The sequence below is a fragment of the Bacteriovorax sp. DB6_IX genome (assembly GCF_000447775.1).
Classification (GTDB): domain Bacteria; phylum Bdellovibrionota; class Bacteriovoracia; order Bacteriovoracales; family Bacteriovoracaceae; genus Halobacteriovorax_A.
The window spans coordinates 1-10,729 of record NZ_AUNJ01000507.1; the positions used below are offsets into that span (position 1 = coordinate 1).

General features: G+C 37.7%; 13 protein-coding genes. 8 read left to right on the top strand and 5 right to left on the bottom strand.

The window, feature by feature from the left end; genetic code table 11:
• The 5 genes from M901_RS15840 to M901_RS15860 all read left to right on the top strand — a co-directional run.
• Positions 1 to 419 (top strand): TRAP transporter TatT component family protein (locus tag M901_RS15840; protein ID WP_021279234.1); only part of this gene is annotated, 419 nt, incomplete at its 5' end.
• A 129-nt stretch (positions 420 to 548) separates the two neighbouring features.
• Positions 549 to 1,397 carry a TRAP transporter substrate-binding protein DctP gene (dctP, locus tag M901_RS15845; RefSeq protein WP_021279243.1) on the top strand — a complete coding sequence of 283 codons (849 nt, stop codon included), beginning with the start codon at positions 549 to 551 and terminating at the stop codon, positions 1,395 to 1,397.
• Positions 1,397 to 1,885 carry a TRAP transporter small permease gene (locus M901_RS15850; protein ID WP_021279240.1) on the top strand — a complete coding sequence of 163 codons (489 nt, stop codon included), beginning with the start codon at positions 1,397 to 1,399 and terminating at the stop codon, positions 1,883 to 1,885. Before dctP ends, M901_RS15850 begins: the two co-directional genes overlap by 1 nt.
• Positions 1,882 to 3,144 (top strand): TRAP transporter large permease, encoded by a 1,263-nt coding sequence (locus M901_RS15855; RefSeq protein ID WP_021279235.1) that lies wholly within the window; start codon positions 1,882 to 1,884, stop codon positions 3,142 to 3,144. Before M901_RS15850 ends, M901_RS15855 begins: the two co-directional genes overlap by 4 nt.
• Before the next feature lie 15 nt (positions 3,145 to 3,159).
• On the top strand, positions 3,160 to 4,647 hold the full coding sequence (locus M901_RS15860; protein WP_034722718.1) for a hypothetical protein: 1,488 nt from the start codon (positions 3,160 to 3,162) through the stop codon (positions 4,645 to 4,647).
• Between the two features lie 20 nt (positions 4,648 to 4,667).
• On the opposite strand, the gene M901_RS15865 is transcribed toward M901_RS15860, so the two are convergent.
• Both M901_RS15865 and M901_RS15870 read right to left on the bottom strand, forming a co-directional pair.
• Positions 4,668 to 5,294 carry a hypothetical protein gene (locus M901_RS15865; RefSeq protein WP_157680073.1) on the bottom strand — a complete coding sequence of 209 codons (627 nt, stop codon included), beginning with the start codon at positions 5,292 to 5,294 and terminating at the stop codon, positions 4,668 to 4,670.
• A 140-nt stretch (positions 5,295 to 5,434) separates the two neighbouring features.
• Positions 5,435 to 6,094 carry a hypothetical protein gene (locus M901_RS15870; RefSeq protein ID WP_021279233.1) on the bottom strand — a complete coding sequence of 220 codons (660 nt, stop codon included), beginning with the start codon at positions 6,092 to 6,094 and terminating at the stop codon, positions 5,435 to 5,437.
• 447 nt (positions 6,095 to 6,541) lie between these two features.
• Here M901_RS15870 and M901_RS15875 point away from each other — a divergent pair, with 447 nt between their 5' ends.
• Positions 6,542 to 7,138 (top strand): hypothetical protein, encoded by a 597-nt coding sequence (locus M901_RS15875; RefSeq protein WP_157680074.1) that lies wholly within the window; start codon positions 6,542 to 6,544, stop codon positions 7,136 to 7,138.
• A 42-nt stretch (positions 7,139 to 7,180) separates the two neighbouring features.
• Here M901_RS15875 and M901_RS15880 read toward each other — a convergent pair whose 3' ends face one another.
• On the bottom strand, positions 7,181 to 8,212 hold the full coding sequence (locus M901_RS15880) for a fatty acid desaturase (protein WP_021279239.1): 1,032 nt from the start codon (positions 8,210 to 8,212) through the stop codon (positions 7,181 to 7,183).
• Positions 8,213 to 8,373: 161 nt separating this feature from the next.
• Here M901_RS15880 and M901_RS15885 point away from each other — a divergent pair, with 161 nt between their 5' ends.
• The gene (locus tag M901_RS15885) at positions 8,374 to 9,150 is read left to right on the top strand and encodes a YebC/PmpR family DNA-binding transcriptional regulator (RefSeq protein ID WP_021279241.1); all 777 of its coding nucleotides are present in this window, start codon (positions 8,374 to 8,376) and stop codon (positions 9,148 to 9,150) included.
• On the opposite strand, the gene M901_RS15890 is transcribed toward M901_RS15885, so the two are convergent.
• Both M901_RS15890 and M901_RS15895 read right to left on the bottom strand, forming a co-directional pair.
• Positions 9,134 to 9,502: a bifunctional oligoribonuclease/PAP phosphatase NrnA gene (locus M901_RS15890; RefSeq protein WP_021279244.1), complete on the bottom strand. Its 369-nt coding sequence runs from the start codon at positions 9,500 to 9,502 to the stop codon at positions 9,134 to 9,136. The two genes, M901_RS15885 and M901_RS15890, sit on opposite strands and share 17 nt — an antisense overlap.
• A 31-nt stretch (positions 9,503 to 9,533) precedes the next feature.
• Complete coding sequence (locus M901_RS15895) at positions 9,534 to 10,124, bottom strand: bifunctional oligoribonuclease/PAP phosphatase NrnA (RefSeq protein ID WP_021279238.1); 591 nt, start codon at positions 10,122 to 10,124, stop codon at positions 9,534 to 9,536.
• 128 nt (positions 10,125 to 10,252) lie between these two features.
• Here M901_RS15895 and M901_RS15900 point away from each other — a divergent pair.
• A partial coding sequence (locus tag M901_RS15900) for an ABC transporter ATP-binding protein (protein ID WP_021279242.1) occupies positions 10,253 to 10,729 on the top strand: 477 nt, incomplete at its 3' end.

A 10,729-nucleotide genomic window follows, 5' to 3' on the forward strand; every position in this document is an offset into this window, starting at 1 on the left:
GTATCGCCTATCTTCCAGTTGCTAAGTCACTCTTTGATTGGGCCTGTGATAAAGACCCAGATGTGGCCCTTGGAGCTTGTGATATTTTCTATGCCTCTTATGATAGTGGAAGACCTCGTATGTTGGGAGGAGATCCCGAAGAAGGTAAACAGAAGTTTCTTAAAGGGATAAATAAGTGGCCAGAAAACTACTTGTTAAGAGAGGCCTATGTTGAGTTCTACTCTGTTCCAATGATTGATGAAGACTCTTATCAGAGACAGAAACTTTTCTTCTCAAAGGTTACTCCTGATTTTGAGGCCAAGAGGTTTTGGAAGGGGCAAGAGATTCGACTCCCTAAGAAAAAATACACAAATGTTTATAATATGATTGCAATCAAAAGAATGCAGATTATCAACGAATTCGAAGAAGATATCTTTTAATAGGATTAAGTATGAAAGCCGTATTAACGACACTTGCAACTACTTTTAACAATTAATGCTTACGCTCTTACAGTTAAAGTCGGAGTTCTGCTCCTGAGGGAACAAGTTGGGCGAAGAATTTAAAAGAAGATGGCCAAAGAAATCAAGAAGGCCACGGATAAGAAGGTAAAAATTAAATTTTACTTTGGTGGAGCTCAAGGAGATGAACCTGATGTTCTTAGAAAGATTAGAGTAGGGCAACTTCATGGAGGGATTTTCACTGGAAAAGCTCTTGGTGAAATCAATGGTGATGTAAGAGTTATCGAACTTCCTTTTACTTTCTATCACAATAGAAAGAAGGCTTGGACAACTGTTGAGAAGATGACGCCATTCTTTAATCAGACTTTTAATCAAAATAAATTCGAAAACCTAGGGTTCTTTGAGATTGGAAATGTTTACTTTGTTTCTCAAAAAGAAACTCCGAGTTTAGATAATCTTAAAGGTGTAAAAATCTGGTCATGGGAAGGTGACGAACTTGTTGCCACAATGATTGAAACGATGAATCTTGTTTCTGTTCCTCTACCACTTCCAGATGTTCTTTCTTCTCTTTCAACTGGTATTATCGATGCGGCCTATGCACCACCACTAGGAATTCTTTCTCTACAGTGGAATACAAAGGTTAAGTATCTTGTCGATTTCCCTATTTCTTTTTGTGTCGGGGCCTTTCTTGTTGGAGACAAAACATGGAAGAAAATCTCTCCTGAACACCAAAAGATAGTAAAAGAGATTTCTCAGAAATATGTAAAGAACGTTAATATGGCAAACGCCAAAGATAATGTTGAGGCCATCAATGCTCTTAAGTCTGGTGGAATTAAATTCTTAAGTTTCCCTCAAAAAGATATTGAAAGAGGAAAGCAATTAAGAACTCAGATTATTGGAAAGCTAAAAGGAAAACTTTTTTCTGAGAAAGCTTTAAAAATGCTTGAAGCGGAGCTTTAATGTTTCATAAAATTGGTTCTGCCATTGATAATTTTGTTAAAACACTTTTAGTTATAAATGTTTTTGCGATGCTCTTACTCTCAGTGATTTCAATTGTTCTAAGATGGGTAGGGGTTTCATTCTTATGGGTTGAACCTCTTGTTAGGCATATGGTTTTTGCCACGGCATTCTTGGGAGCAACTCTAGCAACTGCAACCGGTCGTCATATTGCGATTGAGATTTTAGCAAAGTCTCTTGAGGCCGCTGAAAAAGAGAAGCTACTCTTTATTGTTCAAAAAATTACCTCATTCTTAACAATTTTCGGTTTAGTCTGGTTAGCCTATTCTGGTTATTCATTCTTTAATGTTGAAAAAGAATATGGAAAAGTTGTTTTCCTCGGCATTCATAGTTCAGCTCTTGTTGGAATTATTCCAGTAGGTTTTGCGCTTATGCTTATAAGAACAGTTTGTGACTTTCTCGACTTTTCACCAAGAGGAGAGAAGGCGTGAGTTTTGGTCTAATTGCGATTATCGCTATAATTATTGCTCTTGTTGGAGTTCCTCTATATGCAGTTATTGGGACAACGGCCTTAGCTTCTTTTCTAATTAATGATATTGAGCCTTCTGCGGTATCTGTTGAGATTTATCGCCTCGCTTCGGCACCGACACTCTTAACGATTCCTCTGTTCACATTTGCTGGATATATCATGGCAGAGTCTGGGGCACCAAAGAGACTTCTTAGATTTGCCGATGCTCTTCTTGGATGGTTACCTGGTGGTGTTGCAATTGTTGGTCTTGTCGTCTCTGCCTTTTTTACGGCATTTACTGGGGCAAGTGGTGTGACAATTGTTGCTCTTGGTGGGCTTCTTTATCCTATTTTAAAGAACGAAGGTTTTAGTGAGAAGTTTACGATGGGCTTTATCACGACATCGGGATCTTTAGGACTTCTCTTTCCTCCAAGTTTACCAATCATTCTCTATGGACTAGTGGCCAAAGTTGATATTGATGAACTCTTTAAAGCTGGAATTGTTCCAGGGATACTTTTAATTGTGGTTCTTGCTCTATGGTCAATGAAGAATGGAACTTGGCAAAGGGAGAAAACAGAGTTTAATGCCCAAGAAATTTGGGCCTCATTTAGGGCCTCTTTTTTTGAGCTACTTCTTCCTGTCGCTGTTCTCGGTGGGATCTATGGTGGGTTCACAACAGTATCTGAGGCCGCAGCATTCACGGCCTTCTATATTCTCTGTGTCGAGTGCTTTATTTATAAAGACCTCTCTCTAACAAAGGACATCCCAAAGATTATCGTTGAATCGATGACTCTTGTTGGTGCTATCTTGATTATTCTTTGTTGTGCTCTTGGACTGACAAATTTCTTAGTAGATGAAGAAGTTCCAATGCAGATTTTTGAGTCGATGAGGGGAGTCATCACTAATAAGTATGCTTTCTTATTATTTATGAATGTTTTCTTACTGGCAGTAGGAAGTTTAATGGACATTTTTAGTGCGATAATCGTCGTTGTTCCGTTAATTCTTCCAATGGCAAGTGAGTTTGATATTCACCCAATTCATATGGCAATTGTCTTCCTTACTAACTTAGAAATTGGTTATATCACTCCACCTGTTGGAATTAACCTCTTTATAAGTAGTATTAGGTTTAAAAGACCAATAACTGAGCTTTATCGTTCGTCATTGCCATTCTTATTTTTGCTACTAATCTGCTTGGTCATTATTACCTATGTACCGTCATTGAGTCTCTTATGGGTAAAATAGATCCAGCGGGGTTAAATGAGTTATTTTAAGTATTTAGTAGTTATATTTTCAACATTACAAATAATCGCCGGCCCATCGAATGCTTCAAAGTATTGGATGGGTGAGAGCGATTTTGAAAACTATTCTGGACCACTCGATCCGGCACTTCGTGTGAATTTTCGAGAAGGCCAAGTTGAGTTTTCTGATACACACTTTAATGAGAGTTATCCAATGCAGAGTATTTCAAGCTCTATCTTGGATTTATCTTCGTATTACAATCAATTTATTAAGCCTAGCTTTCAGTGTCCCCAATTAGACTTCGTAGAGTCTGCTGAATATATCCACTATCTACATAGGCTTACAGCAATATCTTTAAATTATGAATTTGCAAGAAAGCTTCATATCTCACTCTATCAATTAGGGGAGATGGAGTCTCGCTGTCAGATAGATTACGATGGTCTATTTAAGCAGTGTCGTCCAAAGTCTAAAGATATGAAACTCTTTGTAAGAAGAGTTCAAGATCTCTTTCCTGACATTATAGACTGGGGGAGTTACCCTCTTCTTAGGAAAGGGGGGAATTTCGATTCTCTGGAGAGATACCATGGAAAATCAATTAGCTTAGCTGATACTTATTTTAGAGGGGATGATATCCCAGCTTCTTTGGCCTCTGCTTGCGAGTATGTGAAGAAAGAAATTGTTAATCTTTGTTCAGAGGAAGACTCTTACTTTGGAATCAGTCAAATTAATGGGATTCACGATTTTATTTTAGGCAGTAGTGCATTCAAGGTTGCGAACACAACTGGAAATGGTGCTGCTTGTATGGATCAATTCATTGTTCTAAATAAACTTAAAGAGAGTATTAATCCTGTTTCACTTAATATCTTAAAACAAGAGAAGAGTTTAGATTCTGGTCGTGTTTTTTGGTATGGATCTCTTCGTGAGTTTGATGAACTTGGTGTAAGTGTTATTGAAGAGGTTGTTGAAGTTCCTGTCGTTGAAGAAAAAGTAGTCGCCAAAAAAGATGAGCCAGAGAAGAAAGTCACGATTAAGAAAACCGTGATGAAGAAGAAGGTCGTTAAGAGAGTGGTTCCAAAGAAGAAGGAACCAAAGAAGGTTGTTGAGCGAGACTCTGCAATTGAGGCCGCCATTAAAGCTCATTTAGTTTCAAAAACAGAGGAAGAAGTGAATATGTCTCATTTAAAGAGAGACTTCAAATACTCTAAGAAAGTTCTTCGTATGCTCAATGGACCACTTAGACCTTATCAGACTCGCAAGGCCCTAACTGATATGAAGAGAATTGATAAACTTGGGAGTAAGAATAAACCTCTAAGTTTTCTCTTTTTAAAATTCCTTATTGATCACAAGCTTCACCAAGGTCTCTATAATATCAAAGCAATTCTTGGCGATGAATTCTACGTCGTTAATGATATTGAAAAGAGAAGAGGGGCTATTAAAGTGAAATTAGATAATAATAAAGAAACGAAATTTAAATGGCAGATTTGGGTGAAGGAAGTAGCGAGATAGTCGCTACTTCCAAAATATGATTAGTACTTTCTAGATTGTCTTTTTAGTTTCTTGATCTGAGAAGACTTAGAAACTGAAAGTGCTAGGAAGAAACCAGCGTTTTCACCATTCTCATCTTTACCAAATAGAGAGATGTTTCCAACGTGCTTATTTCCTGCTTTAAAAGCTTTTGTCCAAGCAAATCCGTAAAGATCAAACTTAGGTAGTGGAACCCAAATACCAAATACCTTTGGACCTACGTAGAAAGCTGTATTCTTTAGCTTGTCCTTAATAGTGAAAGCAACTGCTGGTAGAGCACCTGAAGCAACACCTGGAATCATTCTTCCCCCCGGAAGAGTTTTAGGGTCTAGCTCTTGTACATCACCAGAGAAGATATCATCTAGAGAAACTGTAAAAGTAAGAACAGTTCCTGGACCTTCTAGGTTAGGGTTTAGTCCAACAAATGACTTGTTGTACTTTGGTACTTTGTAAGTTGCACCGGCCATCATTGTTACATCTTCAAGAACCATTGAAACAATAATGTTGTCTTCAAGTAGATTTACATTTGGTCCTTGAACACCTGGAATTGTAATATTACCTTCTCCACATGATACAGAGAAGAATGTTAGTCCTAATAGAGTTAGGACAGTCAGGAACTTGTTCCTCATAGCATTTACCATAACTACCTCGCTTTGTTTGGAATATACCGTCTGGAGGGCTTTTCGGATAAATAAAGAGGAGCTTTAAAAAAAAATGCCCCCACCAAAATGGTGAGGGCAAGTATTAGTTGAGCATTTTATTTTTTTGACTAGTATCTTTTAGCTTGTCTCTTAAGAAGTCTTTCTTGGTAGCTTGATACTGTTAGTGCTAGGAAGAAACCAGCATTTTCACCGTTTGCATCTTCACCAACTAGAGATAGGTTACCCACTCTTTTTGATCCAGTATAGAATCTTGTTGTAATCATAGCACCTGGCATATTAAGTTTCTTTAGTGGAATCCATACACCAAAAATCTGTGGTCCAATATAGAATGCTACGTTTTTAAACTTCTCAATTGAGAACGCAACAGCTGGTAGAGTCCCTGAAGATACACCTGGAATTGCACGTCCACCTGGTAGTGTTAAAGGATCAAGTCTTTTTACACTATCACCAAAGATATCATCTAGAGATACAGAGAAGGCCATAAGCGTTCCTTCTGATTCTAAATCAGGAGCAATTTCAACGTACGAGTTTGGATATTTAGGAATCGCATATCTCGCACCACCTTCAATGGTCATATTTTCGAAAACAACATTGATAAGAATGTCATCTCCAAGAAGAACTACGTTAGGTCCATCTACGCCGGGGATGTTAAAGTTCTTTCCGCTTGTTCCACTTCCACATGAAGTTAGGATAACTGAAAGAGAAATTAGTAGAGCTGTAATAGCAGTTTTTGGGTTTCTAAGAGTCTTTACGAATGTAGTGTTCATGGTTGGCCTCAAAAGAAACGTCGTTCCTTTTGAAGTTTATGATCTAGCTCAAATTACGTACAGCAGTTAACAAACGTCCTAAAAGATCACAAGTTTTAAAAATTTGTTAAAACTCAGGGTTATTCCTGAAGTGAAAATTATTATGCCGGATAGAAAAATATCCTCAAGAGTTCAAAGAGTTTTTTTGTCAGATTTTAGTCTATTTTTTGAAAAAGCTTTGAAAATAGTCGTGGTTTCAATAGGTTAGAGATGAATAAAATGAACAAATTAATTTTTATTGATAGTTCACTTTTCGAACTACCCATTTTTTGATTTCGCCAACATTCTTGGGAGAGGTCGTGGTAAATGCCCAAAGTCTCGATCAATAGGAGAGTTTGCCCTCTAAAAAAAGAAAGTAAAGATTGTTATTCTAAAAGTAAGTGGAAGGAATCTACTGAGGGTGAAAAAATGAGAATTCTATCTTCGACAGCAAATAATCATACACAACGACCTAAGAAGAAGGCTGCACGTAGCACTAGTGAGCCTGCTCAAAAGCAAATTGTTGGTAAGACAACTGGTGGTCAAAGTATTGTTAAGAAACAGAGGACGAAGACTCTGTCTGAGTCTGAGATTAGAGCTAAGATTGAAGACTTAAAGAACCCAAAGGCCAAGGAAGAAGCTAAGCCTAAGAAGCCACACTTTGATACTTCTATGGATGATGACATGGCCGTGGATATGAAGAGAAAATCTCCTATTAAGAAGGGGAAGGATCTTGAGATCGCACGTAAGAAGTCAGAGGTAAAAACAAAAGTAGAAGTTATTCAAACGGCAAAGACTGAAAAAGCGGAAGCTACTGAAGGCCCTAAGGAAGATCAAGCTGTAGAGGATTCTGAAAAACCTAAGAAATTAGTTAATGCTCAAGGTGAAGAAATTCGTAGTGATGTCGGGCTTAATGATCCTAAAGATCCAGCAACTCAGGAAAAGCTGAAAGAACTCTTAAAGACCAATGCTTTTAGCTTCAGTCAAAAAGAGAAAGATGCCCTTGCCAATATTCTTAACAAATAAAAAAGACGACCTTTAAGTGGGCCTAAGCCCACCTCGGTCATTTTAAGCTTCAGCCAATTTGAGCTCTTCGACTTGATGATGTCTTAACTGACGATATTCTTTGTAAGTGATCATCTTGTCATTCTTCTCATCAAATAGAACTAAGTTCAACGATTTCAAACTCGATCCAATTGTTAGTGTCGGAGGCGATTGAAACATTTTATTTTCGTTATGGGCCTTTTCTAGGTAATAGTTAGGAATTCGATGTGAGAGGTGGTGAATATGGTGAAAACCAATATTTCCAGTTCCCCACTGAAGAATTTTAGGAAGTTTTAAGAATGATGATCCTTTTAAACAAGCATCAACATAGCTCCAGTTTTCCGACTTACTCCAATAAGCATCTTCAAACTGATGCTGAACATAGAACATATAGATACCAAAGAAGGCTCCAAAGAAGACTGTTGCAAACTCATAAACTAAATAGAATTCAAGACCAAAGATTTGAGAAAAAACTACGGCCTTTAAAACTAAGAGAATATTTGTTAGGTACACACTTCTTCTTTCACGAGGCCCATCTTCTTTCATCGTAAAACGATATTGAAGCATAAAGAGCAGGATGGGACCACCAAGTAGCATAACAAAAGGATTCCTCTTTGCCATGTACCAAAACTTTCTGATTTTTGAGAAATTCTTATATTCCTCAATTGTCGCTGTATCAACGTCACCGATCCCTCTCTTATCGAGGTTTCCTGTGTGGCGGTGGTGAGTGGCGTGAGTTCTTGTCCACTGCCAATAAGGCGTAAATGTGATGACTCCACAGACATGGCCCCAGAATGTTCTCCACTTCTTTGTTTTAAAGAAACTTCCATGTCCACAGTCATGAAAGATGATAAAAATTCTTAAGAAGAAGAGCGTACATATAAGGCTGGTTAAGATTGCTAATATTGGATGAATTTTATAGGCCTGATATCCTACGGCCCAGCCAATAAGGTAGGGACCGATACTATTTACGAGTTGAAAAATACTCTTTGAGCGGCTTGGTGTAGTGTATTGTTTGACGACTTTTTTCCAGTCATTATTTGCTGCTTGTTCCATAATTCCTCCATGGCACTCTTTAACCATAGAGCAGAACAGGTTCTCTAAGAAGGGGTGAGACAGGCTTTTACATTTCCTTTACCTTTTGGCCTTCCCTATCTTAACATTCTAAATTTTTTCTATTATATTTAATCTAATTTTTAGAACACATGGAGTCATTTATGGGAAGAAAGTCGGCGAAAATTGCGGCGCGTAAAGGTGCTGCTGATAAAGCTAAGGGGCAAGTTTATACTAGGGCCCTAAAAGATGTTTTCTTAGCATCTAAAAGTGGAAGTGGTGATCCTGATACAAACTTCCTATTAAAAGTTGCTATCGATAGATGTAAGAAGTTCAACGTTCCAAAAGACAATATTGAAAGAGCTATCAAGAAAGGTCAGGGTGGAGACGGAGCTGGTTACGAAGATATAAACTATGAAGGTTATGGACCAGGTGGAGTTGCTGTATTCGTAGAGACTTCAACTGATAATAATACAAGAACAGTTGCTAATGTTAGAAGTTACTTTAATAAAGTTAAAGGATCTCTTGGACAAACAGGTTCGCTCGAATTTGTCTTTGAAAGAAAGGCGATCTTTACTGTCCCTGTTGCAAATGTTTCTGATGCTGACGAGTTTGAACTTGAGATGATTGATGTTGGAGCTGAAGATATTGAAGTAGATGCTGAGTTCTATGAAGTATCTGGACCAGTTGAATCTTTTGGTTCAATTCAAAAGAAACTTGAAGAAATTGGTGTAACTCCAGAAGAGGCTACTCTTGAAAGACTCCCTCTAAACTTTAAAGCAATTGATGATGAAGATACTAAGAATCAATTCTTTAGGCTCATTGATCTGCTTGAAGAAGATGATGATGTCGTTACTGTTTATCATAATTTAGAGAAGACGAAGAATGGAAATAATAAAAGGGTGATTCTAAGATCACCCTTTTTTATTCATGATATTTAAGCATTGCTTCTAGTTTTTCTATGACTTCTGGAATTATTTTATCCATCTTGCCGTCAACGATTGTGGCCGCAGAGTGATTGTGACCACCACCTCCTAGAGCTTGGGCCATGATACCAACATCGATATCATCTTTAGCGGCTACGAAAGGTAAATTTTTTACTTTATCGCCAATTTGTCTGAACATACAAGCGACTTTGATATTATCAAGAATGAGAAGATGGTTAATAAAACCATGAGTGTCTTCTGCTTCAGACTTAAACTTATCGAGAAGATCCTCGTTAAGAGAGATCCATGCGATTGATTCATCTTTATTAGTTTGAGACGATGTGAGAACAGTTCCAAGTAGCTTCATATAATCAACTTTCTTTGTTCCGTTGATTCTATTAAAGGCCTGAGGTGGACTGACTCCAGCATCTAAGAGTTTTGTAAATTATCTTGTGAGTATTTCCTGTTACAGTGGGGTAGCGAAAACTACTCGTATCAATGATGATTGAAGTATAGAGAGCTAGTGCCATCTCTTTATCTATTTTAAGCCCTAGGGATTCGATAAGTTCCGCAACAAGTTCTCCCGTTGCAGCTTTTGTAGAATCAATACAGTGAATTGCTGCCAGCTCCTTTGGACAAGGGTGGTGGTCAATAAAGAGTAATTCCTGAGACTTGAGGACTAATTCCTGAACATTTGGACCAATTCTTGGAAGAGAATTAGTATCTGTTACGATAAGTAAATCAAGTTTATCGATTGAGTCCTTAACATCATCATAGGATCTGACGACATCTTGAGGATCAAGATACTTGTATCTTTCAAAAAGTTCTTTTTCATTTACACAGACAACATCCTTACCAATCTTCTTAAGTGCCATGCACAGGGCAATCTCACTTCCAATCCCATCGGCATCAGGGTGGATGTGAGTTGTGATAGCAATCTTAGTTGCCTTTTTAATTTGGTCATTAAACCTTTTTATCGCATCAGTCATACGATCCTTTTCGGAAATTCTTCAATAAAGTTAACTCATTTGAATTACGGGACTTTTCCAATTGTTTCATTTTTTGATAGGATTTTAAAGAAGTTGTTTTATTGCGATATTATTTATGGATGAAGGACATGGACAGTACTTTAGTAAAATTCTCGGGCATTAAGAAGGCCTACCCTGGTAAAGAAGTTTTACACAATGTGAATTTCAATATTTCAAGAGGAAGTATTCATGGATTCTTAGGCCCTAACGGTGCCGGTAAATCAACGTTAATGAATATTCTTCTCGGTGAGATTGAAAGAGATCAAGGTGATATTCAACTTAGTGGTGAATTAAGAATTGGTTACCTTCCAGAACATCCACCTCTTTATATGTCGATGAGGGTTTGGGATTATCTATGTTTTGTTCAAGATATTTATGATCAAGTTGATAGAGACTATCTCGAATCTATCATTACAAAGTGTGGTCTTGAAGATGTAAAGAAAAGGGCGATTGGTCATCTCTCAAAGGGATATAAGCAACGAGTCGCTCTTGCTCAAGCTGTTTGTCATAAACCAGATCTTCTGGTTCTCGATGAGCCTATGGTTGGGCTTGATCCTCATGCAGTT

What these genes read in the sequence shown, in the direction of transcription:
- M901_RS15850 (WP_021279240.1), top strand. Translation starts at nt 1,397, where the DNA reads ATGTTTCATAAAATTGGTTCTGCCATTGATAATTTTGTTAAAACACTT.
- M901_RS15890 (WP_021279244.1), bottom strand. Translation starts at nt 9,502, where the DNA reads ATGAAGCTACTTGGAACTGTTCTCACATCGTCTCAAACTAATAAAGAT.
- M901_RS15865 (WP_157680073.1), bottom strand. Translation starts at nt 5,294, where the DNA reads ATGAGGAACAAGTTCCTGACTGTCCTAACTCTATTAGGACTAACATTC.
- M901_RS15860 (WP_034722718.1), top strand. Translation starts at nt 3,160, where the DNA reads ATGAGTTATTTTAAGTATTTAGTAGTTATATTTTCAACATTACAAATA.
- dctP (WP_021279243.1), top strand. Translation starts at nt 549, where the DNA reads ATGGCCAAAGAAATCAAGAAGGCCACGGATAAGAAGGTAAAAATTAAA.
- M901_RS15880 (WP_021279239.1), bottom strand. Translation starts at nt 8,212, where the DNA reads ATGGAACAAGCAGCAAATAATGACTGGAAAAAAGTCGTCAAACAATAC.
- M901_RS15895 (WP_021279238.1), bottom strand. Translation starts at nt 10,124, where the DNA reads ATGACTGATGCGATAAAAAGGTTTAATGACCAAATTAAAAAGGCAACT.
- M901_RS15870 (WP_021279233.1), bottom strand. Translation starts at nt 6,094, where the DNA reads ATGAACACTACATTCGTAAAGACTCTTAGAAACCCAAAAACTGCTATT.
- M901_RS15875 (WP_157680074.1), top strand. Translation starts at nt 6,542, where the DNA reads ATGAGAATTCTATCTTCGACAGCAAATAATCATACACAACGACCTAAG.
- M901_RS15885 (WP_021279241.1), top strand. Translation starts at nt 8,374, where the DNA reads ATGGGAAGAAAGTCGGCGAAAATTGCGGCGCGTAAAGGTGCTGCTGAT.